The following is a 23,577-nucleotide window of genomic DNA, read 5'->3' on the forward strand; positions in this document are numbered from 1 at the left end:
CTCTTTCGCGAGCAAGCCCGCTCCCACATTGGTTTTGTGTCAATTTTAACAGCCGTGGACCGCCCATGAATCGCCTCTGCTTCGCCCTGCCGTTGCTGCTGCTAACCTCTCCGGACCTGCTCGCCGACACCCGCGACGACGCCCTGAAACTTCCCAACGTGGTCATCAGCGCGAACCGCCAGGTGCAGGCACGCAACGACAGCAGCGCCGCCAACACGGTGTTCACCCGTGACGACATCGACCGCCTGCAACCCACCAGCGTCACCGACCTGCTCAGTCGCGTGCCTGGCGTGCAGGTCGCGCCTACCGGTGGACGCGGCAGTTTGCCGGGGATCTTCATTCGCGGCACCAAATCCGCGCAAAGCCTGGTATTGGTGGACGGCCAACGTATCGCCAATACCACCTCCGGCGACAGCGGCTTGCAATACCTGAACGTCGACCAGATTGAACGAGTGGAAGTGCTGCGCGGCTCACGCTCGGTGATCTACGGCAGCGATGCGATTGGCGGGGTGATCCAGGTGTTTACCCGCCGGAATACCGAGCAAGGCCTGCAACCACGCCTGAAGTTGGGCTTTGGCAGCAACCAGACCTGGGAGCGCAGCCTTGGCCTGTCCGGCGGCGATGAACACACCCGTTTCAACCTCGGCGCGAGCCTGGATGACACCGCGGGTATCAACTCGACGCATACATCATTCCCCAGCGATGGCGACCATGACGCCTACCGCAATCAGTCCCTCAGCCTGAACCTCAGCCATTCCTTCAGCGATGAGCTGGAGGCCGGTTTCAACCTGTTGGATAACCGCGGCAAGTCAGAGTACGACAACAGTTTCGGCCGCTACGACGCCACTACCGGGCGAACGCTGGGGCAAAAGCCCTACACCAACTACACCGTCAGCAGTGCCAGCGGCTATGTCGATGCCAAGCTCAACGAGCGCTGGCAATCACGCCTGGAGTTAGGCCACAGCGAGAACCGCGATACCAAGCGCGACACCCTCAGTGACGATTTCAGCGTGTTCAACACCTACCGCGACTCGGTCAACTGGCAGAACGACCTGACGCTGAACGACCGGAACAGCCTGATTCTCGGCGGCGACTGGTATGAAGACCGCTTCCACGGCTCCACCCTCTTTACCGAAAACAGTCGCTGGAACCGCGCGGCCTTTGTGCAGCATCGGTTCAAGGGTGATTGGTTTTCCACGGAACTGGGCCTGCGACGTGACCAGAACCAGCAGTTCGGTGGACAGAATAGCTGGAGCGGCACCCTGACCTTGCCGGTCAACCCGGACAACGATGTGTTGCTGAGCTACAGCGAAGGCTTCCGTGCGCCGACCTTCAACGACCTGTATTACCCGGATACGAAGTACAGCAACCCCAACCTGCAGCCCGAAACCTCAAAGAGCTACGAACTGCAATGGCGCAGCCAGTTGAGCGACAGCACACGCCTGGAAGCCTCGCTGTACCGCACCGACTTGAGCGATGCGATCATCCTCGACCGCTCCGGCAAGCCGCAGAACGTGGCGTCAGCGCGCATCAACGGCTTTGAAGCCGCGCTCAAGCAGGAGCTGTTCGGCTGGCAAGGCAACCTGGGGCTGTCGATCATCGACCCACGCGACCGCGACAGCGGACACACCTTGGCCCGCCGGGCGCGGCGTACGGTGAATCTGGATCTGGATCGGCAGTTCGACAAACTGGGGGTGGGCGCCAGTTGGCAGGCCATCAGCAGCAGTTATGACGATGAAGACAACACCCACCGCCTGGGTGGCTATGCCTTGCTTGGATTGCGCAGCAGTTGGGCGCTGAATCGGGAAGTGGCGTTGTCGTTGAAGGTCGACAACTTGCTGGATAAGACTTATGCACGGGCGCGCTATAGCTATAACGACCCGACATACGCCAATAATCAGGATTACCGAGAGGAAGGCCGGGTGTGGATGGTTGGGGTGACTTGGACACCGGAAATTTGATCGTCGCCTGTACAGGCCTCTTCGCGAGCAAGCCCGCTCCCACAGGGCAAACGCATTCCAAATGTGGGAGCGGGCTTGCTCGCGAAAGCGGTATCACTTGTTAGGTGCAATCACCTGACACAGCCGCGCCACCGCCTCCAGCATCTGCCCGCTGGGCCGCTCCAGGCCTTTGTCTGGCACCAACCGCACCCGTTCCGCCATCGCTGGCCAGACCCTCCAGGCCTCCCTCTGCGCTTGATCCCCGACCAGAATCAATTCGGGGTCACGCTGCAACACCGACTCGATGCTCCCACAGGACAAACGCATTCCAAATGTGGGAGCGGGCTTGCTCGCGAAAGCGGTATCACTTGTTAGGTGCAATCACCTGACACAGCCGCGCCACCGCCTCCAGCATCTGCCCGCTGGGCCGCTCCAGGCCTTTGTCTGGCACCAACCGCACCCGTTCCGCCATCGCTGGCCAGACCCTCCAGGCCTCCCTCTGCGCTTGATCCCCGACCAAAATCAATTCGGGGTCACGCTGCAACACCGACTCGATGCTCACCTGCGGCGCCGGCAGCTTGAGGTCGTCGAACACATTGCGCGCCCCGCACACACTCAACGCATCGCTGATGATTTGCCCACCGCCCACGGTATACAGCGGCTGGTTCCATACCTGGTAAAACACGCGCAATGGTTCGACACGCTGATAGCGCTGACGCAGGTCGGCCAAGCGTTGGCGCAAGTGCGCGGCCAATTGACGACCGGACTCAGGTCGCCCCAATTGCTCGGCGATAGCCTGGACTTGGGTGGTGAGCTGTTCAAGGCTATGGGGTTCGGCGACATAAATCGGGATGTTCAGGCGCTGCAATTGCTCACGCTGGGCCGGGCCGACGCTGCCGGGCCACAGCAGGATCAGGTCGGGCTTGAGGCTTAGCAGGCGCTCCATGTCCAATTGGCCGTAATGCCCCACCGACGGCACTTGCGCCAGGGCAACCGGACGATCGCCGCCGTCGAGCACACCCACCAGCAAGTCGGCGGCGCCCAGTTCGACGACGATTTCAGACAGGGACGGCGCCAGGCTGACCACCCGCTCGGCCGCCAAAGCCTGAGCACAGAACGCCAGCAGCAGGACCGCCAGCCAGTGACGCCTCATCCTAATTGACGGGGGATGCGGTAAAGGTAAAACAGCACCAGCGTCGACAGCGCCAGCAGGAACAGCGGCACGGCTTCCAAGCCAACGAACACGGCCAGCGCGCCGATCCAGGCCGGCACAGCCGCCACTAGCAACGCCGTGCGCCGACGGGCCGCCAGGGTGATCCAGGCAGCCGGCTCTTCGGGGGTATCGAGGGCTTTGGAGGTGGCGATCAACGCGTGTTTATAGCCGTTGAAGTAACGCAGGCTAAGAAACATCGAGGCCACGCCGGCAATGAAGAACGGCATGGCCAACACTGGCAGCAAGGACTCGGCCTGACCAAACACCAGGTTGATCACGAACAGGGGGAACAACGCCAGGGCCAGGTACTGCCACCAGTTGAAGGACAGTCGCCGTTTCACCTGGCCACGGGTCACGCGCGGTCGACCTCGCCCTGATGCTCGTTGCCCATCATGTGGTCGAGCTTGCTGGCCTTGGTGGCCAGGTAGAGCTTGTTGTGCGGGTTGTGCCCGGTGTGCAGCGGCACACGCTCGGCCACGGTGATGCCCATCTCGGTCAACGCTTTGACCTTGCGCGGGTTGTTGGTCATCAGGCGCAGGGATTTCACGCCCAGATGCTCCAGCATCGGCAGGCAGATCGCGTAGTCACGCTGGTCGGCGGCAAAGCCCAGGCGCTCGTTAGCCTCGACGGTATCGGCGCCGCCATCTTGCAGCTCGTAGGCGCGGATCTTGTTCATCAGGCCAATGCCACGACCTTCCTGACGCAGGTACAGCAACACGCCGCGACCTTCACGGGCGATGGCCCGCATGGCGGCTTCCAATTGCGAACCGCAGTCGCAACGCTGGCTGAACAACGCGTCGCCGGTCAGGCATTCGGAATGCACACGACCCAGCACCGGCGCGCCATCAGCGATATCGCCCAGGCTCAGCACAACGTGCTCGCGCCCGGTGGCGTCTTCGAGGAAGCCGTTAATGGTGAACGTGGCAAAAGGGGTAGGCAGCTTGGAAGCGGCGACGAAAACGACGGGCACCGTGTGCTCCTGATTTCAGTTTTTACGATGGCGGCCATTGTAACAGCAGCTTCCTACGGACGCTTAAGCTGAATTATCGCTGATAAAGATCAATCGGTTCGATTGGCCTTCTTATTGATTCTATGTAGACGTGCGCTTGCTCGCGCCTACTTAGAACGGATATGGCTGTTTCCAGCGTTCAAAAATCGCCTTCAACGCGCCGCTTTTCACCAGAACAGCCATGCGTTGGTCGAATACAGCCATCAAGGCGCGACCTCGTTCATTATCGGCAAACCCGATATAAAGCGGGATTTCGACGATGTGGGTCAGTCTGAATCTGGACGGGTCATCCGCCTGATTGAGCACGTACTGGGCCTCGGTCAGCGCATCGATGTAGAAGTCGGCTCGCGCGTGTTCCAGCATCGGCAAAATGCCGTCGCGGCGCTCGATTTGGTTGAAGCGCTGCACAGTGGGCAAGTACTCCTCGTACTTGTAGCCACGCACCCAGGCCAGGCGGTAATTACCCAGCGTAGCCAGCGTCGGCGCCGGCGTGCCGGCCAGGCCGAGGGCGTAGATGTGGTCGGAATCGAAATTCCAATGGGGGTACAGCACCCCGGTGGCTTCCTCACAATAGGAACCGACCCAGCCATCCACTTCGCCGCGCTGGGCCAGGCCGACCGAGCGGGTGTAGGGCACTGAACGCGTCTGCAGCGTTATTCCGGCGGGTTCGAACACCTGGCGCAGTACGTCCCAGGCCAGGCCGCTGCCATTTTTGTTGGTGTAGTCGTTCCACTCCTCACTGGCCAACACGACCTTGCCGGGCGCGTCCTGCGCCTGGGCGACCGCCGTAAAGGCACATAGCACTATCAGCAGCCAACGGCGCACATCCATGGTGGCGACCTCCTACAGGGCCTTGCATCCGTGATTACGCGATAAAGGGTAGCGCAGTGCACCGACTCAGGGGGTCTGCTGAAAGTGTTGATAACCATGGATGGCTGGCGTGATGTCGTGCCCGTTGCCGTCGAGCAGCGTCACGCCCTGCCCCGCCTCGACCCGGCCGATCACATGGACCGGCCAGCCGTCGGCCAGCAACGATGCCAACTCGTCGGATGGCAAGGTGAACACCAGCACGTAGTCGTCGCCCCCGCTCAGGGCCGCGACGCGCGCCGCATCCTCGCCGACAAACGCCAACAACGCCTGGGACAAGGGCAAGCGCTGGCGTTCGATCAACAGGCTGACAGCCGAGGCCGTGGCGATATGCCCGCAATCGGCCAAGAGACCGTCGGAAATATCCATGGCAGCCGTGGCCTTGCCGCGCAGTGCCAGCCCCAGGGCCAACTGCGGCTGCGGCGACCAGTAGTGGGCCAGTAGCGGATCGGCAACGGCCGCGTCAGCATTGCGCTGGCCCAATACCAACGACAACGCGCCGGCGGCATTGCCCAATTCACCGCCGACACACAGCAGGTCACCCGGCCGCGCACCGCTGCGGGTCAAGGCTTGCCCGGCGGGTACGCGACCAAACACGGTCAGGGTCAGGCTCAAGGGGCCACGGGTGGTATCGCCGCCCACCAGGCCCACGCCGCAGCGCTGCGCCATGAGGTTCAAACCCTCGGCATAGCGTTGCAGCCAATCGGCATTGACGGTCGGCGTGGTCAGGGCAAGGGTAAACGCGAGGGGATGGGCGCCCATGGCGGCCAGGTCGCTGACTGCCACGGCCAACGAGCGCTGGCCCAGCAGGAACGGGTCGCAGGGGTCGGCAAAATGCACCCCGGCCACCAATGTATCGGTGGAGACTGCCAGCTGCTCCCCGGCAGGGAGCGCCAGCAAGGCGCAGTCGTCACCGATCCCCAAGGCAATGCCCTCGCCGCCCTGCGCACAAGGCGCGGCGGCGAAGTAGTTGCGGATCAGCTCAAACTCGCCCATTCAGGTCCCAAGCGCGGTTTAGCGCTTGTACGCCTTCACTTCGGCTTCACGCAAGCGCGGAGCCAGCTTGTCGAGCACGCCGTTGACGAACTTGTGGCCGTCGGTCGAACCGTAGACTTTCGCCAACTCGATACCTTCGTTGATTACCACGCGGTACGGCACGTCGACGCGATACAGCAGTTCCCAGGCAGACAGCCGCATCACGCACAGCTCAACCGGGTCCAGCTCTTCGATGGTCAGGTCCAGGCAAGGTGCCAGGGCTGTATCGATCTCGGTCAGGTGGGCATGTACACCGTGCAGAATGTCGTGGAAGTACGGCAGGTCGGCGAAGGTAAAATCGTTGTCGACGCGAAACTGTGCTTCGATCTCGTTCAACGAAGCGCCCGCCAGGTGACGCTGATACAGCGCCTGGGTCGCCAACTGACGAGCAGCGCGACGCTTCTCGTTCTTGGATGGCTTGCCAGCATCGGCTGGACGTGGCTCGCGCGGGTTGAAGTTGTCGCTCTCGTCGGAAATCACTTGGCCTCCAACTGCGACAGCAGGCTGACCATTTCCAGGGCGGACAGGGCAGCTTCAGCGCCTTTGTTGCCGGCCTTGGTGCCGGAACGCTCGATGGCTTGCTCGATGGAATCCACGGTCAGCACGCCGAAAGCGACGGGTACGCCGAACTCCATGGACACCTGGGCCAGGCCCTTGGTGCATTCACCTGCCACGTATTCGAAATGCGGAGTACCGCCACGAATGACCGCGCCCAGGGCGATGATCGCCGCGTATTCACCCTGCTGAGCAACTTTTTGCGCAACCAGTGGAATTTCGAAGGCGCCAGGGGCGCGGATGAGGGTGATATCGCTCTCGCTCACACCGTGGCGAACCAAGGCGTCCACGGCACCGCTTACCAGGCTTTCAACCACGAAGCTGTTGAAGCGGCCAACCACCAGGGCGTAGCGGCCTTTGGGGGCGATGAAGGTACCTTCGATGGTCTTCAGGGTCATTCGACAAATCTCTTAAAGAGCCGGGACGCGTGTATGACGCGTCCCTTAGTGATATTTGAACCACGAACAAGGGGCGAAAATCGCCAGCCTTTATTCGGAGGGCACGTATTCTACTACTTCCAGGTCGAAACCGGATATCGCATTAAATTTCATTGGCGCACTCATCAGGCGCATTTTGCGCACGCCCAGGTCACGCAGGATCTGCGAACCGGCACCGACGATGCTGTAGGTGGTCGGTTTTTTCACTGGCGCGTGATCAGCCGTTTCGCGGATATGCGCCAGCAAGACATCGCCATCCAACGGGTGACCGAGCAACAGCACCACACCACTGCCGGCCTCGGAAACCGCAGTCATGGCGGCGCGCAGGCTCCAGCGGCCGGGCTGCTTGACCATCAACAGGTCGCGCAATGGGTCCATGTTGTGCACGCGCACCAAGGTCGGCTCTTCGGCGCAAATGGTGCCCAGGGTCAGGGCCATGTGCACGTCACCTTCCACTGAATCACGGTAGGTCACCAGATTGAATTGGCCCAATTCGCTGTCCAGTGGCTGCTCGGCAATCCGCTGAACGGTACGTTCGTGGATCATGCGGTAGTGAATCAGGTCGGCGATGGTGCCGATCTTGAGGTTGTGCTCGGCGGCAAACGCCTCGAGTTCGGTGCGACGGGCCATGGTGCCGTCGTCGTTCATCACTTCGCAGATCACCCCGCTCGGCTCGAAACCGGCCATGCGCGCCAGGTCGCAGGCGGCTTCGGTGTGGCCGGCGCGGGCCAGGGTTCCGCCGGGCTGGGCCATCAGCGGGAAGATGTGGCCGGGGCTGACGATGTCTTCGGCCTTGGCGTCTTTCGCGGCGGCGGCCTGCACGGTGCGTGCACGGTCAGCAGCAGAGATACCGGTGGTGACGCCGGTGGTGGCCTCAATCGATACGGTGAACTTGGTGCCAAAACCCGAGCCATTGCGAGGTGCCATCAACGGCAGCTTGAGCAATTCACAACGCTCACGGCTCATGGGCATGCAGATCAACCCGCGGGCGTGCTTGGCCATGAAGTTGATGTGCTCAGGCAGGCAGGCCTCGGCGGCCATGATGATGTCGCCTTCGTTCTCGCGGTCTTCGTCATCCATCAGGATGACCATCTTGCCTTGGCGGATGTCTTCAACCAGTTCTTCGATGCTATTGAGCGCCACGCGGCACCCCCTTGGTCAGGATTTCAGGTAGCCGTTAGCGGCCAGAAAACTTTCGGTGATGTTACCGGTGGCGGGCTCTGCGGCCTTATCGCCCAGCAACAGGCGCTCCAGGTAACGGGCAAGCAAGTCCACTTCCAGGTTCACCCGGCGACCCGGCTGGTAAGACGCCATGATGGTTTCGCTGAGGGTGTGGGGAATGATGGTCAGTTCAAACTCGGCGCCATTCACGGCGTTCACGGTCAGGCTGGTGCCATCGACGGTGATCGAGCCTTTGTGGGCGATGTACTTGGCCAATTCTTTCGGCGCGCGGATGCGAAACTCCACGGCACGCGCGTTTTCGCTGCGGGCAACCACTTCGCCGACGCCGTCGACGTGGCCGCTGACCAGGTGACCACCGAGACGGGTGGTGGGGGTCAGGGCTTTTTCCAGGTTGACCGGGCTGCCGGCCTTGAGGTCGTTCATCGCGGTGCAATCCAGGGTTTCCCGGCTGACATCAGCGGCAAAACCATTGCCCGGCAGTTCGATGACGGTCAGGCAGACGCCGCTGACGGCAATACTGTCGCCCAGCTTGACGTCACCCAGGTCGAGCTTGCCGGTTTCAACCAGCAGGCGTACGTCGCCGCCTTTTGGGGTCATTGCACGGATGCTGCCGATGGATTCGATAATGCCGGTGAACATTTCGTTCTCCTGAAAACGAGGGGCTGACGCGCAAGCGCAGGCCGGGAATTATACGCTCGCTGCTGGCACAGGGATGGCAGTGACTCGCCAGTCGTCGCCTACAGCGCGCATTTCAGTGATCTTGAGTTGGGGGGCGTTGGCCAGTTTCTCAAGCGGCCAGTCCAACAAAGGCCGGGCGGCGGAGCCGAGGAACTTGCCGGCGATGAAAATCACGTATTCATCCACCAGGCCTTGCTGGGCAAACGCACCGGCCAGGCTTGGGCCGGCCTCCACCAACACTTCATTGACGCCACGGGCTGCCAGCGCGACCAGCGCCGAGCGCAGGTCGACCTGACCATCGACGCCCGGTACCACCAGGCACTCGGGGCCACGGGGAAACTGGTTTTCCGGGGTTACGCAGGTGATGACCAGCGCCGGCCCGGCCTTGAAGAACGGCGCATTGAGCGGCACGCGCAGGCGGCCGTCGATCAACACCCGCAACGGCGGACGTGACATGGCCAGGGCGGTGGTGGCTTCGTCCAGGCCGAGTTCGGCGGCGCGCACGGTCAGGCGTGCCCCGTCGGCCAGCACCGTATCGGCGCCGGTCAGCACCACGCTGGCCTCGGCGCGCAGGCGCTGCACGGCGGCGCGAGCGGCGGGGCCGGTGATCCATTGGCTTTCGCCGTTGGCCATCGCGGTGCGGCCGTCCAGGCTCATCGCCAGCTTGACCCGCACGAAGGGCAGGCCGTGTTCCATGCGCTTGAGGAAACCTGGATTCAGCGCGCGCGCTTCAGCTTCCAGCACCCCGCTACGGACCTCAATACCGGCCTGAGCCAAGCGCTGCATGCCGCGCCCCGCCACTTCGGGGTTCGGGTCCTGCATGCCAGCCACAACGCGAGCGACACCCGCAGTGACCAACGCATCAGCGCAGGGCGGCGTATGCCCGTGGTGGCTGCACGGTTCGAGGGTCACATACACCGTGGCGCCACGGGCCCTGGCACCAGCGGCGCGCAGGGCATTGGGCTCGGCATGGGGTTCGCCGGTTCGCTCATGCCAGCCTTCGCCGACAATCTGCCCGTCACGTACAATCACGCACCCCACACGCGGGTTGGGATGGGTGGTGTACAGGCCCTTGCGCGCCAGTTCCAGGGCACGGGCCATGTAATGGGCGTCGAGCACAGCTTGTTCGGCAGGCAGTGGGTTCATTCTTTGGCAGGCTCACGGGCCAGGCGGTCGATCTCTTCGCGGAACTCGTTGAGGTCCTGGAAGCGTCGATACACCGAGGCGAAACGGATATAGGCAACTTCGTCGAGCTTTTGCAGCTCGCCCATCACCAGTTCTCCAACCACCAGGCTCTTGACCTCGCGCTCACCGGTCGCACGCAACTTGTGCTTGATATGCACCAGCGCCGCCTCCAGCCGCTCGACACTCACCGGGCGTTTTTCCAGGGCGCGCTGCATACCGGCGCGCAGTTTTTCTTCGTCGAAAGGCTGGCGGCTACCGTCGGATTTGATCAGACGTGGCAATACCAGTTCGGCGGTTTCAAAGGTGGTGAAACGTTCACCGCAGGCCAGGCATTCGCGCCGGCGACGCACTTGATCGCCCTCGGCGACCAGACGCGAGTCAATGACCTTGGTGTCGTTGGCACCGCAGAAGGGACAGTGCATGGTGGGCAGGCAACAAATAAAGGGAGGGCCATGGTAGCGCATCCCCGTGGCAAGACAAGCCATAGCCTTTACGGTATATAGGCTGACTATTATGTTTCATATTTTTTTAGCCACGGATTTTGTCCTTTCTGGAGCCGTACATGCAGTTACGACCACTTGTTTTGCTCACCCTGTTCAGTTTCCTGGTCGCCTGCAGCAGCGAAGCCCCCAAGCCGGCCGCACCTCAACCCACTCCCGCGCAAGAGAAAAAAGTACCTGGCATTGAGGACCTGGGTCCCCTGCCCGCCTATCAACGGGAAATCAGCGGCAGCCTGACCAACATTCCGGCGGGTGCCGAAGTCGAGATGGCGCTGCTGGTGATCGACGACCGTTCGCGCCCGCAACAATTGCTGGCCAGCAGCGTATTGAGCGGCAACGGCAAGCCCCTGGCCTTTCGCCTGCGCTTCAACCCCGAAGCCTTCCCGGCCGGCGCGCGGGTTGAACTGCGTGGCCGCGCCAGCCAATCCGGCCAGTTGATCCTGCACCTGCCCGCCGTGCGTGTGACCCAGGCGATCAACCAGTCCACCGGCCCCCTGCAACTCGTCAAGGCACCATGACGCCACCGCTGGACCTGCAAGCCGCGCTGAGCGGACTGATCGGCGACGCGCAACTGGTGCCCTGCCCGCTGCCGGGCACCGCGTTGTCGTTATGGCTGCTGGATGCGGACAACATGGACCGTGCCTTCAGCCCCGAGGAAACCCGGCGCATCCTGCATGAACCGCCCTACTGGAGTTTTTGCTGGGCCAGCGGCCTGGCGCTGGCGCGGTACCTGGCGGCGAACCCTGAGTGGGTTGCGGGCAAGCGCGTGCTGGATTTTGGCGCGGGTTCAGGTGTTGCAGGGATTGCGGCGGCCAAGGCCGGCGCACGGGAAGTGGTGGCCTGCGACCTCGACCCACTGGCGTTGGCGTCCTGTCGAGCGAATGCCGAACTCAACGGCGTAGCACTGGGTTATTCGGCGGACTTCTTCGCCGAAGCCGACCGTTTCGACCTGATCCTGGTCGCCGATGTGCTCTACGACCGGGCGAACCTGCCGTTGCTGGATCAATTCTTGACCCGTGGCCGTGAAGCGTTGGTGGCGGATTCGCGGGTGAGGGATTTTCAGCACTCGGATTATCAGCGGCTGGAGATCCTTGATGCATTGACGTTGCCGGACTTGGCGGAGCCTTGGGAATTTCGCAAGGTAAGCCTGTACCATTCGCGGCGCGCATGAGACCTTCGCGAGCAAGCCCGCTCCCACACTTGGGCCCGTTCCCCTTGTGGGAGCGGACTTGCTCGCGAAAGCGGTGCCAACTCCACCGCACTTTCAGCCAACCGCGCCAGCCCTTATAGTTGCCCCATTCCCGCTTTATTCGAGACGCCCGATGAGTGAACCCACGCCGTACATCTTCGATGTCACCACTGCCACGTTCGACCAGGCGGTAATCCAGAACTCCTTCGAGAAACCCGTGCTGGTGGATTTCTGGGCCGAGTGGTGCGCGCCCTGCAAGGCGTTGATGCCGATGCTCGCGAAGATTGCCGAGAGTTATCAGGGCGAGTTGCTGTTGGCCAAGGTCGATTGCGAGGCCGAGCAGGACATCGTCGCGCGTTTTGGCATTCAAAGCCTGCCGACGGTGGTGCTGTTCAAGGATGGCCAGCCGGTGGACGGGTTTGCCGGGGCGCAGCCGGAGTCGGCGGTGCGGGCGCTGTTGGAGCCCCATGTACAGATGCCACCACCGGCGGCGGCGAATCCGTTGGAGCAGGCCCAGGCGTTGTTTGCCGAAGGTCGCATCAGCGATGCCGAAGCGGTGCTGGTGGCGCTGTTGGGCGAGGACAATACCAACGCTGCGGCGCTGATCCTGTACGCACGCTGCCTGGCCGAACGCGGTGAATTGGGCGAAGCCCAGACCGTGCTGGACGCGGTTAAAAGCGACGACCACAAAGCCGCCCTCGCCGGTGCGAAGGCACAGATCACCTTCCTGCGTCAGGCTGCCGACCTGCCGGACGCCGCCGACCTGAAAAGCCGCCTGGCGCAAAACCCGCAGGACGACGAAGCCGCCTATCAACTGGCGATCCAGCAACTGGCGCGTCAGCAGTACGACGCGGCGCTGGAAGGTTTGCTCAAGCTGTTCATCCGCAACCGCAGCTACAGCGAAGGCCTGCCGCACAAGGCCTTGCTGCAGGTGTTCGAACTGCTGGGCAACGATCACCCACTGGTGACCGTGTACCGCCGCAAGTTGTTTGCCGCGCTGTACTAATCGCCGACCCAGCTGTACAGCGGCGTATCCCCGCCGCTGGCAACCTTCACCTGGGCGCTATGGCGCAGGCGCACCAACAGACGCTTGCCCGCCGAAGCGTCGCCGGCCAAGCCTTCCAACTGGTCAAGCAGCTCCAGGCCACTGAGTTGCCCTGCCTCGCGCAACAGGTCCTGGGCACTCTGCCATAGATCATCATTGTGTTTGACCGGAGCCACCGGCGCAGCCGTCGCGCTGGCCACGGGCGTCGCCTGCAACTGTGCGCCCAGCCGCGCCCAGTCGCCGTCGTCCAGCTCCAGGGTCAAGTCCACCGGCAGGTCGCCGACGGTTCCACGAATTCGCAACATCGTCCTTACTCCTGCAGTTTTCTGACAGGCATGCTCCCATGCGGCTTGCGCAACGCCAAGCGGGCGGTCAAACTCTGGGCACATTGTTATAAGATCACATAACAAAACTTTCATGTTCTGGAGCCTTCTCATGCGCCGTCTGTTGCTTGCTTTGCCGTTTGCCCTGCTGCCATTGGCGGTTGCCCACGCTCATGATGATCACGACCATGAACACGCTAGCCTTGGTGCCCATGAACACGGCGTGGGCCGTCTCAACGCGGTGCTCGACGGCCAGGCCCTGGAGCTGGAGCTGGATAGCCCGGCAATGAATCTGGTGGGTTTCGAACACCTGGCCACCACCCCGGCAGACAAAGCCAAGGTCGCCGCCGTGCGCAAACAGCTGGAAAACCCTGTCGCCCTGTTCAACCTGCCTAAGGCCGCCGGTTGTGTGGTCAGCAGCCAGGCACTCAACAGCCCGCTGTTCGGCGACAAGCCCGAGGCCGACCATGATGACGATGATGACCACGCCACCGACGGCAAAGGCGCGGCCGCCCACGAACACCATCACGACCACAGCGAAATCCACGCCCACTACCAATTCACCTGCGCCACGCCGACGGCCTTGAGCAACCTCGACCTGACCCAGGTGTTCAAGACCTTCCCCGCCACCCAGAAAATTCAGGTACAACTGATCGGCCCGAGCGGCCAGCAAGGGGTTGACGCAACGGCCACAGCAGCCACCCTGAAGTTCTGATTTGGCTGTGGGAGCTGGCTTGCCTGCGAAGGGATCGCCTCGGTCTGTCTGCAAAAACCGAGTCGCCCGTATCGCAGGCAAGCCAGCTCCCACAATGGATCGGCGTCATTTTCCACCACCAGGCAATACTGATCCCCCATGACCCACGCATTGATCGAACTGTCTGACCTGGGCTTCAACTGGCCCAATCACCCACAGTTGCTGGACATCCCTGCGTTCCGCCTGGAAGCAGGAGAAACCCTGTTTCTCAAGGGCCCGAGCGGCAGTGGCAAAACCACATTGCTGGGCCTGCTTGGCGGGGTGCAGAAACCCAGCCGGGGCAGTATCCGCCTGCTCGGCCAGGAACTGACCGAGCTTTCGGCTGGCGCGCGCGATCGTTTTCGCGTCGACCACACCGGCTACATTTTCCAGCAGTTCAACCTGCTGCCGTTCTTGTCGGTACGCGAGAACGTCGAGTTGCCCTGCCACTTTTCCACACTGCGTGCGCAACGGGCGAAACAGCGCCACGGCAGTGTCGACCAGGCCGCCGCCGCTTTACTCGCGCACCTGGGATTGAAAGACAAATCCCTGCTGGAGCGCCGCGCCGACTCACTTTCCATCGGCCAGCAGCAGCGGGTGGCCGCCGCCCGTGCGTTGATCGGCCAACCGGAACTGGTGATCGCCGACGAACCCACCTCGGCCCTGGACCACGACGCCCGCGAAGCCTTCCTACAGCTGTTGTTTGCCGAATGCCGTGAGGCCGGCGCCAGCCTGTTGTTTGTCAGCCATGACCAGAGCCTGGCTTCGTTGTTCGACCGCAACCTGTCGCTGGCCGAACTCAATCGCGCCGCCACGCCCGCAGAGGTTTGAGATGTATCTGTTCCGTCTAGCCATGGCCAGCCTGGCTAACCGCCGCTTTACCGCGATCCTCACCGCATTCGCCATCGCCCTGTCGGTGTGCCTGTTGCTGGCGGTGGAGCGCGTGCGCGTTGAGGCGCGCAACAGTTTCGCCAGCACCATCAGCGGCACCGACCTGATCGTCGGTGCGCGCTCAGGTTCGGTGAACCTGCTGCTGTACTCGGTGTTCCGCATTGGCAATGCCACCAACAACATCCGCTGGGACAGCTTCGAGCATTTCGCCGCCAGCCCTCAGGTGAAATGGGCGATCCCGATTTCCCTCGGCGACTCCCATCGCGGCTACCGTGTGATGGGCACCAATGAATCCTACTTCGAACATTACCAATACGGCCGCAAGCAAAACCTCGAACTGGCCAGCGGACGCGCCTTCGCCACCGACCCGTTTGAAGTGGTGCTCGGTGCAGAAGTCGCCGACGCGTTGCATTACAAACTCGGCGACAAACTGGTGCTGGCCCACGGCGTAGCCGTGGTCAGCCTGGTGAAGCACGATGACAAGCCCTTCACCGTAGTCGGCATCCTCAAGCGCACCGGCACACCGGTGGATCGCACGTTGCACATCAGCCTCGGCGGCATGGAGGCGATCCACATCGACTGGCACAACGGCGTGCCGGCCCAGGGCAAAGGCCGCATCAGTGCCGACCAGGCGCGCAACATGGACCTCACGCCGCAGGCCATCACCGCGTTCATGCTGGGCCTGAACAACAAGATTTCCACCTTCGCCCTGCAACGGGAAATCAACGAGTTCCGTGGCGAGCCGATGCTGGCGATCCTGCCCGGCGTGGCGCTGCAAGAGTTATGGAGCATGATGGGCACCGCCGAAAAAGCGCTGTTCGTGATCTCGCTGTTCGTGGTGCTTACCGGCTTGATCGGCATGCTCACAGCGATCCTCACCAGCCTCAACGAACGCCGCCGCGAAATGGCGATTTTGCGCTCTGTAGGTGCGCGCCCTTGGCATATCGCGACGTTGCTAATCTTCGAAGCCTTCGCCCTGGCGCTGTCCGGCGTGGTAGCCGGCGTTGGTTTGCTTTACGTGTGCATCGCCGCCTCACGCGGGTATCTGCAGGCCAATTACGGCCTGGACCTGCCGATGTCCTGGCCGAGCGAATATGAATGGACGCTGCTCGCCGGTATCCTGGCCGCCGCACTGTTGATGGGCAGCGTGCCCGCGTGGCGTGCCTATCGGCAATCCCTGGCCGATGGCCTGTCCATACGTTTATGAGGAAGGCCTTGATGCGTCGCGTCCTGTTTGCATTGTTTCTGCTGATCGCGCTGCCCGCCTGGGCCGCCGAGCCCAAAGAGCTGACCTGGTCGGAACTGATCCCACCGGATGCCGAGCCGGAAGTGCCGAACATGCAACCGCTGCACAATCTCTCCGGCATGGCGGATGCCCTGGAGTCGGCACCGGCTGCCAAGCAGGAAATGCCCAACGCGCCGGTGGTGCCAGGGCTCAATGGCCAGCACATTCGCTTGCCCGGCTACATCGTGCCACTGGAGGTCAGCGAAAACGGGCGCACCACCGAGTTCTTGCTGGTGCCGTATTTCGGCGCGTGCATCCATGTCCCGCCGCCGCCCTCGAACCAGATCGTGCATGTCAAAAGCGAAATCGGCGTGAAACTCGATGAGCTGTACCAGCCGTACTGGATCGAAGGCGCGATGCAGGTCAAGCCATCCACCAGCGAGCTGGCCGATGCCGGTTACCAGATGGAAGCCGAGAAGATTTACATGTACGAACTGCCGGAATAGCGCTGATCGCCCTTTCATTGAGCTGAGTCAAAAGACCGGGCGGAACGATCTTTACCATTGGACGTACAACTTTTAAACGTCCTTTGGAGCTCCCATGAACAAGTCTCTGCTCGGCGCGTCCCTCTTCGCGCTCGCCCTCGTCGCCCCCGTCGTACACGCTCATGAAGCGGGTGACATTCTGGTGCGTGCCGGTGCAATCACCGTGAACCCGAAGGCGGACAGCGGTCACGTCAAAGTTGACCAGGGTCCATTGGCGGGCGCCAACCTGGGCGGCAAGGCGACCATGAGCAGCGATACCCAACTGGGTCTGAACTTCGCCTACATGCTGACCAACCACGTCGGTATCGAACTGCTGGCCGCGACGCCGTTCGAGCATGATGTGAAGATCAAGAACACCGCCCTTGGCGCCGCCAACGGCAAGCTCGGTACCCTGAAACACCTGCCGCCGACCCTGAGCATCGTGTACTACCCACTGGACAACAAGTCGGCCTTCCAGCCGTACGTGGGCGCCGGTATCAACTACACCTGGATCTACGACGAACACGTCGGCAGCCGTGCTCAAGGCGCCGGCTTCAGCAACTTCAAGGCTGAAAACTCCTGGGGCTGGGCCGCGCAGATTGGCGCGGACTACATGATCAACGACAAGTGGATGATCAACGCCCAGGCGCGCTATATCGACATCAGCACCAAGGCGACCGTGGACAACAATGCCCTAGGCCAAGGCACCCGCGCCAAGGTCAATGTGGACGTGGATCCGATGGTTTACATGGTGGGTATCGGCTACAAGTTCTAAGCAACACTGCATAACCAATGTGGGAGCGGCGCACCGCCGCTCCCACATTTGGTTTTGCGTGTATTCAGCTGTGGCGGTAGAAACGATCCAGCAACGCCGGCAGCCCGGCCCGCCATGCCCGTGGCTTGATGCCGAAGGTGTGGAGGATTTTCTTGCAGGCGAGCACCGCGTGTTGCGGTTCTTCGCTCGCATCCGGCCGGGCCGCGTGGGCCTGGGCGGTGGGGGATTCGATCGCCAGTAGATGGTAGCTGCGCGCTTCGGTGAGGATCGCCTGGCCCAGCGCCAACGGCGTGGTCGCCTCTTGGCCGGCATAGTGATAGGTGCCCCACAGCGGCGCCGCACAATCGAGCTGCTTGAGCACCGAGATGATCACCCGCGCGGCATCGTCCACCGGCGTCGGATTGCCGCGACGGTCGTCCGCCATCAGCAATTCATCCGGTTTCTCCGCCCGGGCCAGGAAGCGCCCGAGGGTGCCGTCAGCGCTGTCATCCAGCAGCCAGCCAAACCGTAGCAACACATGTTGCGGGCAGGTGGCGCGCACACTTTGCTCGATGCGCCACAACGCCTGGCCGCGCAGGCCCAGGGGCACCGGCTCGTCCTTTTCGCTGTAGGCGGTAGCGCGGGAGCCATCGAACACGCGGTAGCTGGACGGTTGCAGCAGGGTGATGTTGTGGTGCTGGCACAGCTCGGCCAGGCGCTCGATGGCGAACTCTTGGCCAGCCAGGCGGGTTTCGCTGACCGCTTCGGCCTGGAACCAGTCGAAATAGTAGGCGAGGTTGATCAACGCATCGGGACGGGTGTCGTCGAGCAATTGGGTGAGGCTCGCGGCATCCCAGCCGTCTTGGGGCGGTTTGGGTGCGAGGAAACCGATGTCTTCCTCTGCACCGAGGCGAATCAGCGCCTGCCCGAGGGCATTCCCGCCGCCCAGTAACATAAGGCGCATTCGCATAGATTGAGCAGGCCCGGTCAGTATGGAACGATGGTTATTAGGTATTTATCAGAATCGTTGCATTTTGCGGGTTTGTAGCGCAACCGTCACGGATTAACTATCTTCGCGCCAGCCTCGGTAGGTTCATGCTCAAGGGCCGTCCGCGCAGGCACCAGAACCTGCTGTGGATAAGTCTGCGCGAAATGCACCTCGCCACAGTTATCCACAAGCTTTTTCAAGCGCTGGTTGAACGCGCGACTCACCGCATATTGCCCGCCCGACACCGTGCGAAACTGCGCAGTGAGCACCACGCCATTAAGGTCCATCTTGTCGACGCCAAACACCTCCAGCGGCCCTTGCAGGTTGTACTTGAGGAACACGTCATCACGGATCGACTGCCCCGCCTCGCGGATCAGCTCCACCGCCTTGTCCACGTCCGTGTCGTAAGTGAACTGCACCGAGAAGAACGCATACGCAAATTGCCGCGACTGGTTGGTGACTGCCTTGATTTGCCCGAACGGCACCGAGTGCACAAAGCCCTTGCCATCGCGCAGGCGCAGGGTGCGAATCGTCAGGCCTTCGACGGTGCCGGCGTGGCCCGAGTCGAGCACCACCCAGTCGCCAATGGACAGGGTGTCTTCGATGATGATGAACAGCCCGGTGATCACGTCCTGCACCAGTTGTTGCGAGCCGAAACCAATGGCCAGGCCGACCACCCCGGCACCGGCCAGCAGCGGCGCGACGTTGATCCCGAGATTGGCCATGGTAGTGATCGCGCAGATCACCACCAGAATGATCTTCACCGCATTGCGCAGCAACGGCAGGATGGTTTTCACCCGCGTGCTGGGCTGGCGACTGGAGCGTTTGTTGACCGGCGGTTTCAACGCTTCCTGGATAGCCGTGTCGAGCACCACCCAGAACAGCCAGGTCATCAGCAGGATCAGGCCGATGCTGCTGAGAGAATCACTGATCGCCCGACCCACCGAATTGCGTTGGGCGAACTCGAACAGCGACACCCCCCAGATCCGCCCGAGGATCTCGATAAACGCGATGGCCATGACAATACGCAGGATCGCGTGCAACAGGCTGAGGAAGCGTTCCTTGTAGGCACTGCTGCGCTGGATCGCCACCTGGCTGCGCGACTTGAACAGGTGTTGCAACACCGTGCTGAGAAACACCGTGCCGATCAGCAGGATCGTGGTGAACAGCGCGCAACGCAGGGTCTTCTGATTATCGTCGCCGGCGCCGATCAGGTTGATTGCCGAGACCAGCACCATCAGCAGAATCGGCCAATACCACAACCCGGAAAACACCCGCAGTGATTGCTGCAACGCCGGATGTTTGAGGCGTTGGGTCAACGGCCGGTTACGAATCAGATGAGCCACCGGCCGACGCAGTCGTACCACCAGCACGCCGAAGATCACCGCCGCGAACAAACCGGTAAACACCGCGATACTGCTGGTGATATTGCCACCGAGCTGGCGAGCGATCTGGGGGCTGGTCAACGCATCGCTGAGGGCCGCGAGAAAGCCGATCAGGAACAGCGGTTTGGGGCAGTAGCTGCGAATAATCCGAACCGCCGGGCGCTTGTGTCCGACATTGAACATGACAATGACGCACAACAGCATCGAGGTGGAAAAAATGCCGCTGCTGGTGGCGTAGGCAAAACACAGCGCCAGCGCGCGACCTATGGAGGTGGGTAAAAAGTGGCTGACATACAGGGTCAGCGGCAGGCAAATCAGCGCAGGAATCGTATAGGGAATCACGTACCCGAGCACTGCCAGCAGGCGCTCGCGCCGCTCGAAGAAAGTGCGACGGCCCAAGCGCTGCACGATAAACCGCCCCAGGAGCGTCAGCACCACAAAAGCCCCGCACCACACGCCGGACAGCAACAGGAAATCCCCCGCCACGCTCCAGGGTGAGCGCGCAGCCGTCTGATTGACCAACCGCCCGACCTCATCGGCCGCTCGGTCCGCCCGCAGGCGCCACTCATCGATCAGGTTCTGATTGAGATCGAGCTTTTGCTGTACGTCATCAATGCTGGAACTGATCGCCCCAAGCAAACCGCCCTCCACCAGCAATTCCGGCTTCGCCGGCGCTTCAGGTTCAGGCGCCGTGGCCGCAGCCTGTAGCGCGCCACTGCCGCAGAACAGCAGCGCGCCGAGCAGTAATGCAGTCTTTAGATTCAGCAAAACACCGGGCTCCTTCAGAAGGGTCTGTAAGGAACTGACGGGTTTGGGCGTTGATCGTTCCCCTTCAGCGACATCTTTATGCCGTCTGTAGGACGCTGGAAACTTTCAGCCAAAAATCACAGTCAGCCATAAACAGGGGGCCAGGCCCCCACTTCTTCCACAGGAGCAATCATGGCTGCGATCCCCGACTGGGTGCCCATCACCCCCAGCGTCGCCATCACTCGCTTCACGGTGCTGACGGTCAATATCCACAAGGGCTTCACTGCCCTGAACCGACGTTTCATCCTGCCCGAGCTGCGTGAAGCGGTGCGCAGCGTGGGCGCCGACATGGTGTTCCTCCAGGAAATCCACGGCACCCACGAACGCCACCCCCAGCGCTTCAGTGACTGGCCGAACATGCCGCAGTACGAGTTCCTCGCCGACAGCATCTGGCCGCAGTTCGCCTACGGGCGCAATGCCGTCTATCCCCATGGCGACCACGGCAATGCGCTGCTGTCGAAATTCCAGATCGTGCGCCATGACAACCTCGATATCTCCCAAAGCGGCCATGAAAACCGTGGCCTGCTGCATTGCGTGCTGCGTATGCCAGGTACCGGCCAGGAGATACATGCGATTTGCATCCACCTGGGCTTGCGCGAGGTACACCGCCAGCAGCAATTACGCCTGATCGAACAGCGCATCAGCGAGATCCCGGCCGACGCGCCGCTGGTGGTCGCCGGTGATTTCAACGATTGGCGACAAAAGGCCGACCTGAGCAAGGCCGGCTTGAAGGAGGTGTTTATTGAATCCATGGGCAAACCTGCGCGCACCTTCCCGGCGCGCCTGCCGTTGCTGGCGCTGGACCGGATTTATGTGCGCAATCTGAAGGTGCATAACCCTAGGGTGCTGACGACTCGGCCTTGGTCCCACCTGTCCGACCATGTACCGCTCTCGGTGGAGATCGAGCTATGAACGTGGCCGTGGAACATATCTCCACCGACCAGCCGCCGGACGAAGCCAAGGCTCGCGACCTGGATTACGGCTGGCAGAGTGGCAACCAGATTGAGTTGCTGGAGAACGGCGAGGCCTATTTTCCCAAGGTGTTCGAAGCCCTGCGCGCGGCCCGACGGGAGATTCTGCTGGAGACCTTCATCCTCTTCGAAGACAAGGTAGGCCATGAGCTGCAGGGCATCTTGATCGAGGCCGCAGAGCGTGGGGTCAAGGTAGTGGTCAGCCTGGACGGTTTTGGTTGTGGCGAACTGAGCCCAACGTTTCTCGGCGAACTGGCGGCCGCCGGGGTCACGGTGCAAATGTTTGACCCCGCATCCAAGACCCTGGGTTTTCGCACCAATTGGTTTCGCCGCCTGCACCGCAAGATTGTGGTGGTGGACGCTGAAGTGGCGTTTATCGGCGGGATCAATTTCTCCGCCGATCACCTGGGGGATTTCGGCCCCGAAGCCAAGCAGGATTACGCGGTGCAGGTAATAGGCCCCGCCGTGGCTGACCTGCATCACTTCGCCCTGGCGCAAAGCGGTCGCCAGGTCCGCACGCGACGTGGCTGGCGGCGGCGCCAGCAGCGGCCTTCGTTGTGGTCCACCGACAAGGGCGATGGCCTGGTGCGCCTGATTTATCGGGACAACGTACAGCATCGCGATGACATCGAAGAGGCGTATATCCACGCGCTGAGCAAGGCACAAAAACGCGCGGTGATTGCCAACGCCTACTTCTTCCCAGGCTATCGCCTGCTGCGCGAAATCCGCAACGCCGCGCGCCGGGGCGTGCACGTGCAACTGATCATGCAGGGCCAGCCAGACGTCCTGCTGGCCAAACTGGCGGCGCGGATGCTCTACGACTACCTGCTCAAGGATGGCGTGGTGATCCACGAATATTGCCAGCGCCCGCTGCACGGCAAAGTCGCGTTGGTGGATGACGAATGGAGCACCGTGGGGTCGAGCAATCTGGACCCGTTGAGCCTGTCGCTGAACCTGGAAGCCAACGTATTGATTCGCGACCGCGGATTCAATCAACAGCTCTACAAACGCCTGGAGATACTCGCCCGCGACCACTGCCAGACCATGCCGGAAAACCGCAAGCCGCGCCTGTGGCTCTGGCGATTGACGGTGGGTTTTCTGGTGTTTCATGTGATGCGCCATTTCCCTGCGTTGACGGGTTGGCTGCCCGCGCACAAGCCACGTTTGAAACCGATTGAGAGCCAGGCCAATGACCACTGAATCCAGGTTCAAACGCTGGAAGAAACCGCTGACCATCGCCTTCTTCCTGGTGCTGATCGTGTTGTTCACCCTGCTCGCGCGGCGTATCGATTGGAGCGAAGTGGTGCAAACCCTGGGCGACTTCAAGGTGCGCACACTGGTGATTGCAGGTGCACTGACACTGTGCAGTTTTCTGGTGTACGCCAGCTTCGACTTGATCGGCCGCACCTACATCCGTCAGAACCTGGTGTGGAAGCAGATCCTGCCGGTGGGCATCATCAGCTACGCCTTCAACCTCAATCTGAGCGCGTGGGTCGGCGGCATTGCCATGCGTTATCGGCTGTATTCGCGACTAGGGGTGAGCACCAGCAATATCGCCAAGATCCTCGGTCTGAGCCTGGCCACCAATTGGTTTGGCTACATGGCGATTGCCGGGGTGGTGTTCAGCAGCGGCTTGGTGACCATGCCGCCGGGATGGAAAGTCAGCACCACCGCATTGCAAGGCATTGGCGCATTGTTGGTACTGGCCAGCCTCGGCTATCTACTGGCCTGCCAGTTTTCGAAGAAACGCGCGTGGACGATTCGCGGCATGGAAATCAACCTGCCATCGGTGCGCATGGCGTGCCTGCAGTTGATGCTGGGCGCGTTGAATTGGTCGCTGATGGCCGCGGTGATCTTCACCCTGTTGCCGGCCAAGCTGGACTATCCGCTGGTGCTGGGCGTGTTGTTGATCAGCGCGATTGCCGGGGTGCTGACCCATATTCCGGCCGGGCTGGGTGTGCTCGAAGCGGTCTTTATTGCGCTGTTGCAGCATGAAGCGTCGCGGGGCAGCTTACTGGCCGGGTTGATTGCGTATCGGGCCATCTACTTTATTGTGCCGCTGCTGATCGCACTGGTGATGTATCTGGGCGTGGAGGCGAAGGCAAAGGCGTTGCGGGTGAAAAAAACACCCGCCTGAACGC

Annotated in this window: 27 protein-coding genes; 12 read left to right on the top strand and 15 right to left on the bottom strand. The window is 61.9% G+C overall.

All coding sequences use genetic code 11. The annotated features are described in order from the left end of the window. The first annotated feature begins 65 nt into the window (after positions 1 to 65). Positions 66 to 1,961, top strand: coding sequence for a TonB-dependent receptor domain-containing protein (locus BMZ57_RS21610; RefSeq protein WP_069673122.1), 1,896 nt, complete (start codon positions 66 to 68; stop codon positions 1,959 to 1,961). A gap of 93 nt (positions 1,962 to 2,054) precedes the next feature. Here the strand turns inward: BMZ57_RS21610 and BMZ57_RS21615 are convergent, their stop codons facing one another. The 12 genes from BMZ57_RS21615 to nrdR all read right to left on the bottom strand — a co-directional run bounded on the left by BMZ57_RS21615 (position 2,055) and on the right by nrdR (position 10,523). Continuing rightward, positions 2,055 to 2,261 (bottom strand): TroA family protein, encoded by a 207-nt coding sequence (locus BMZ57_RS21615; RefSeq protein WP_042570821.1) that lies wholly within the window; start codon positions 2,259 to 2,261, stop codon positions 2,055 to 2,057. A gap of 43 nt (positions 2,262 to 2,304) precedes the next feature. Then, entirely contained in the window at positions 2,305 to 3,093 is a 789-nt protein-coding gene (locus tag BMZ57_RS21620; RefSeq protein ID WP_021492980.1) for a cobalamin-binding protein, read from the bottom strand. Then, the gene (locus tag BMZ57_RS21625) at positions 3,090 to 3,509 is read right to left on the bottom strand and encodes a nuclear FMR1 interacting 1 family protein (protein ID WP_010206829.1); all 420 of its coding nucleotides are present in this window, start codon (positions 3,507 to 3,509) and stop codon (positions 3,090 to 3,092) included. The genes BMZ57_RS21620 and BMZ57_RS21625 overlap by 4 nt, the downstream gene beginning before the upstream one ends. Next, complete coding sequence (gene ribA / locus BMZ57_RS21630; protein WP_010206831.1) at positions 3,506 to 4,123, bottom strand: GTP cyclohydrolase II; 618 nt, start codon at positions 4,121 to 4,123, stop codon at positions 3,506 to 3,508. The genes BMZ57_RS21625 and ribA overlap by 4 nt, the downstream gene beginning before the upstream one ends. A gap of 150 nt (positions 4,124 to 4,273) precedes the next feature. Beyond that, entirely contained in the window at positions 4,274 to 4,993 is a 720-nt protein-coding gene (locus tag BMZ57_RS21635; protein WP_069673121.1) for a substrate-binding periplasmic protein, read from the bottom strand. 66 nt (positions 4,994 to 5,059) lie between these two features. Continuing rightward, positions 5,060 to 6,025, bottom strand: a complete 966-nt coding sequence (gene thiL, locus BMZ57_RS21640) for a thiamine-phosphate kinase (RefSeq protein ID WP_010206834.1) — start codon at positions 6,023 to 6,025, stop codon at positions 5,060 to 5,062. Between the two features lie 18 nt (positions 6,026 to 6,043). Then, positions 6,044 to 6,544 (bottom strand): transcription antitermination factor NusB, encoded by a 501-nt coding sequence (gene nusB / locus BMZ57_RS21645; protein WP_010206836.1) that lies wholly within the window; start codon positions 6,542 to 6,544, stop codon positions 6,044 to 6,046. Continuing rightward, positions 6,541 to 7,017: a 6,7-dimethyl-8-ribityllumazine synthase gene (ribH, locus tag BMZ57_RS21650; RefSeq protein ID WP_003194576.1), complete on the bottom strand. Its 477-nt coding sequence runs from the start codon at positions 7,015 to 7,017 to the stop codon at positions 6,541 to 6,543. The genes nusB and ribH overlap by 4 nt, the downstream gene beginning before the upstream one ends. 90 nt (positions 7,018 to 7,107) lie before the next feature. Then, positions 7,108 to 8,199, bottom strand: coding sequence for a bifunctional 3,4-dihydroxy-2-butanone-4-phosphate synthase/GTP cyclohydrolase II (gene ribBA, locus BMZ57_RS21655; protein WP_010206838.1), 1,092 nt, complete (start codon positions 8,197 to 8,199; stop codon positions 7,108 to 7,110). 15 nt (positions 8,200 to 8,214) lie between these two features. Then, positions 8,215 to 8,877 carry a riboflavin synthase gene (locus BMZ57_RS21660; RefSeq protein ID WP_010206841.1) on the bottom strand — a complete coding sequence of 221 codons (663 nt, stop codon included), beginning with the start codon at positions 8,875 to 8,877 and terminating at the stop codon, positions 8,215 to 8,217. 48 nt (positions 8,878 to 8,925) lie between these two features. After that, complete coding sequence (ribD, locus tag BMZ57_RS21665; protein WP_010206842.1) at positions 8,926 to 10,062, bottom strand: bifunctional diaminohydroxyphosphoribosylaminopyrimidine deaminase/5-amino-6-(5-phosphoribosylamino)uracil reductase RibD; 1,137 nt, start codon at positions 10,060 to 10,062, stop codon at positions 8,926 to 8,928. Continuing rightward, complete coding sequence (gene nrdR, locus BMZ57_RS21670; protein WP_010206843.1) at positions 10,059 to 10,523, bottom strand: transcriptional regulator NrdR; 465 nt, start codon at positions 10,521 to 10,523, stop codon at positions 10,059 to 10,061. Before nrdR ends, ribD begins: the two co-directional genes overlap by 4 nt. Positions 10,524 to 10,663: 140 nt before the next feature. Here nrdR and BMZ57_RS21675 point away from each other — a divergent pair, with 140 nt between their 5' ends. The 3 genes from BMZ57_RS21675 (at position 10,664) to trxA (ending at position 12,796) form a co-directional block, all read left to right on the top strand. Beyond that, positions 10,664 to 11,119 carry a YbaY family lipoprotein gene (locus BMZ57_RS21675; RefSeq protein WP_010206844.1) on the top strand — a complete coding sequence of 152 codons (456 nt, stop codon included), beginning with the start codon at positions 10,664 to 10,666 and terminating at the stop codon, positions 11,117 to 11,119. Further along, positions 11,116 to 11,772, top strand: coding sequence for a class I SAM-dependent methyltransferase (locus BMZ57_RS21680; RefSeq protein WP_069673120.1), 657 nt, complete (start codon positions 11,116 to 11,118; stop codon positions 11,770 to 11,772). Before BMZ57_RS21675 ends, BMZ57_RS21680 begins: the two co-directional genes overlap by 4 nt. A gap of 151 nt (positions 11,773 to 11,923) precedes the next feature. Then, positions 11,924 to 12,796 (top strand): thioredoxin, encoded by an 873-nt coding sequence (gene trxA / locus BMZ57_RS21685; RefSeq protein WP_010206846.1) that lies wholly within the window; start codon positions 11,924 to 11,926, stop codon positions 12,794 to 12,796. Here the strand turns inward: trxA and BMZ57_RS21690 are convergent. Then, complete coding sequence (locus BMZ57_RS21690; protein ID WP_010206848.1) at positions 12,793 to 13,140, bottom strand: hypothetical protein; 348 nt, start codon at positions 13,138 to 13,140, stop codon at positions 12,793 to 12,795. The two genes, trxA and BMZ57_RS21690, sit on opposite strands and share 4 nt — an antisense overlap. Positions 13,141 to 13,270: 130 nt before the next feature. On the opposite strand from BMZ57_RS21690, the gene BMZ57_RS21695 reads away from it, so the two are divergent. From BMZ57_RS21695 to BMZ57_RS21715, 5 genes are all read left to right on the top strand, one after another. Next, positions 13,271 to 13,873, top strand: a complete 603-nt coding sequence (locus BMZ57_RS21695; RefSeq protein WP_021492984.1) for a DUF2796 domain-containing protein — start codon at positions 13,271 to 13,273, stop codon at positions 13,871 to 13,873. 138 nt (positions 13,874 to 14,011) lie between these two features. Further along, positions 14,012 to 14,722 carry an ABC transporter ATP-binding protein gene (locus BMZ57_RS21700; RefSeq protein WP_021492985.1) on the top strand — a complete coding sequence of 237 codons (711 nt, stop codon included), beginning with the start codon at positions 14,012 to 14,014 and terminating at the stop codon, positions 14,720 to 14,722. A 1-nt stretch (position 14,723) separates the two neighbouring features. Further along, positions 14,724 to 15,989, top strand: a complete 1,266-nt coding sequence (locus BMZ57_RS21705; RefSeq protein WP_010206853.1) for an ABC transporter permease — start codon at positions 14,724 to 14,726, stop codon at positions 15,987 to 15,989. An 11-nt stretch (positions 15,990 to 16,000) separates the two neighbouring features. After that, positions 16,001 to 16,513, top strand: a complete 513-nt coding sequence (locus BMZ57_RS21710; protein ID WP_010206854.1) for a DUF3299 domain-containing protein — start codon at positions 16,001 to 16,003, stop codon at positions 16,511 to 16,513. Positions 16,514 to 16,607: 94 nt separating this feature from the next. Next, positions 16,608 to 17,306 carry an OmpW/AlkL family protein gene (locus BMZ57_RS21715; protein ID WP_010206855.1) on the top strand — a complete coding sequence of 233 codons (699 nt, stop codon included), beginning with the start codon at positions 16,608 to 16,610 and terminating at the stop codon, positions 17,304 to 17,306. 64 nt (positions 17,307 to 17,370) lie between these two features. On the opposite strand, the gene BMZ57_RS21720 is transcribed toward BMZ57_RS21715, so the two are convergent. Together BMZ57_RS21720 and BMZ57_RS21725 are read right to left on the bottom strand one after the other, a co-directional pair. Further along, positions 17,371 to 18,255 (bottom strand): sugar nucleotide-binding protein, encoded by an 885-nt coding sequence (locus BMZ57_RS21720; RefSeq protein ID WP_010206856.1) that lies wholly within the window; start codon positions 18,253 to 18,255, stop codon positions 17,371 to 17,373. A gap of 86 nt (positions 18,256 to 18,341) precedes the next feature. Next, positions 18,342 to 20,426 carry a mechanosensitive ion channel family protein gene (locus BMZ57_RS21725; protein ID WP_069673119.1) on the bottom strand — a complete coding sequence of 695 codons (2,085 nt, stop codon included), beginning with the start codon at positions 20,424 to 20,426 and terminating at the stop codon, positions 18,342 to 18,344. Between the two features lie 171 nt (positions 20,427 to 20,597). Between BMZ57_RS21725 and BMZ57_RS21730 the strand changes: the two genes are divergently transcribed. Genes BMZ57_RS21730 through BMZ57_RS21740 form a run of 3 tightly spaced genes read left to right on the top strand, consistent with a single transcriptional unit; the run spans position 20,598 to position 23,573 of the window. Next, positions 20,598 to 21,377 carry an endonuclease/exonuclease/phosphatase family protein gene (locus tag BMZ57_RS21730; protein WP_010206859.1) on the top strand — a complete coding sequence of 260 codons (780 nt, stop codon included), beginning with the start codon at positions 20,598 to 20,600 and terminating at the stop codon, positions 21,375 to 21,377. Then, on the top strand, positions 21,374 to 22,636 hold the full coding sequence (clsB, locus tag BMZ57_RS21735) for a cardiolipin synthase ClsB (RefSeq protein ID WP_010206860.1): 1,263 nt from the start codon (positions 21,374 to 21,376) through the stop codon (positions 22,634 to 22,636). Before BMZ57_RS21730 ends, clsB begins: the two co-directional genes overlap by 4 nt. Continuing rightward, on the top strand, positions 22,626 to 23,573 hold the full coding sequence (locus tag BMZ57_RS21740; protein WP_010206861.1) for a lysylphosphatidylglycerol synthase domain-containing protein: 948 nt from the start codon (positions 22,626 to 22,628) through the stop codon (positions 23,571 to 23,573). The genes clsB and BMZ57_RS21740 overlap by 11 nt, the downstream gene beginning before the upstream one ends. Positions 23,574 to 23,577: the final 4 nt, after the last annotated feature.

The sequence above is a fragment of the Pseudomonas simiae genome, from assembly GCF_900111895.1.
GTDB lineage: Bacteria > Pseudomonadota > Gammaproteobacteria > Pseudomonadales > Pseudomonadaceae > Aquipseudomonas > Aquipseudomonas simiae.

Coding starts and splice junctions, on each gene's coding strand:
- BMZ57_RS21710 (WP_010206854.1), top strand. CDS start 16,001: ATGCGTCGCGTCCTGTTTGCATTGTTTCTGCTGATCGCGCTGCCCGCC.
- BMZ57_RS21610 (WP_069673122.1), top strand. CDS start 66: ATGAATCGCCTCTGCTTCGCCCTGCCGTTGCTGCTGCTAACCTCTCCG.
- BMZ57_RS21690 (WP_010206848.1), bottom strand. CDS start 13,140: ATGTTGCGAATTCGTGGAACCGTCGGCGACCTGCCGGTGGACTTGACC.
- ribH (WP_003194576.1), bottom strand. CDS start 7,017: ATGACCCTGAAGACCATCGAAGGTACCTTCATCGCCCCCAAAGGCCGC.
- BMZ57_RS21715 (WP_010206855.1), top strand. CDS start 16,608: ATGAACAAGTCTCTGCTCGGCGCGTCCCTCTTCGCGCTCGCCCTCGTC.
- BMZ57_RS21740 (WP_010206861.1), top strand. CDS start 22,626: ATGACCACTGAATCCAGGTTCAAACGCTGGAAGAAACCGCTGACCATC.
- BMZ57_RS21720 (WP_010206856.1), bottom strand. CDS start 18,255: ATGCGAATGCGCCTTATGTTACTGGGCGGCGGGAATGCCCTCGGGCAG.
- BMZ57_RS21695 (WP_021492984.1), top strand. CDS start 13,271: ATGCGCCGTCTGTTGCTTGCTTTGCCGTTTGCCCTGCTGCCATTGGCG.
- nrdR (WP_010206843.1), bottom strand. CDS start 10,523: ATGCACTGTCCCTTCTGCGGTGCCAACGACACCAAGGTCATTGACTCG.
- trxA (WP_010206846.1), top strand. CDS start 11,924: ATGAGTGAACCCACGCCGTACATCTTCGATGTCACCACTGCCACGTTC.
- BMZ57_RS21700 (WP_021492985.1), top strand. CDS start 14,012: ATGACCCACGCATTGATCGAACTGTCTGACCTGGGCTTCAACTGGCCC.
- BMZ57_RS21660 (WP_010206841.1), bottom strand. CDS start 8,877: ATGTTCACCGGCATTATCGAATCCATCGGCAGCATCCGTGCAATGACC.
- thiL (WP_010206834.1), bottom strand. CDS start 6,025: ATGGGCGAGTTTGAGCTGATCCGCAACTACTTCGCCGCCGCGCCTTGT.
- BMZ57_RS21705 (WP_010206853.1), top strand. CDS start 14,724: ATGTATCTGTTCCGTCTAGCCATGGCCAGCCTGGCTAACCGCCGCTTT.
- clsB (WP_010206860.1), top strand. CDS start 21,374: ATGAACGTGGCCGTGGAACATATCTCCACCGACCAGCCGCCGGACGAA.
- BMZ57_RS21730 (WP_010206859.1), top strand. CDS start 20,598: ATGGCTGCGATCCCCGACTGGGTGCCCATCACCCCCAGCGTCGCCATC.
- BMZ57_RS21675 (WP_010206844.1), top strand. CDS start 10,664: ATGCAGTTACGACCACTTGTTTTGCTCACCCTGTTCAGTTTCCTGGTC.
- BMZ57_RS21635 (WP_069673121.1), bottom strand. CDS start 4,993: ATGGATGTGCGCCGTTGGCTGCTGATAGTGCTATGTGCCTTTACGGCG.
- BMZ57_RS21620 (WP_021492980.1), bottom strand. CDS start 3,093: ATGAGGCGTCACTGGCTGGCGGTCCTGCTGCTGGCGTTCTGTGCTCAG.
- BMZ57_RS21680 (WP_069673120.1), top strand. CDS start 11,116: ATGACGCCACCGCTGGACCTGCAAGCCGCGCTGAGCGGACTGATCGGC.
- ribD (WP_010206842.1), bottom strand. CDS start 10,062: ATGAACCCACTGCCTGCCGAACAAGCTGTGCTCGACGCCCATTACATG.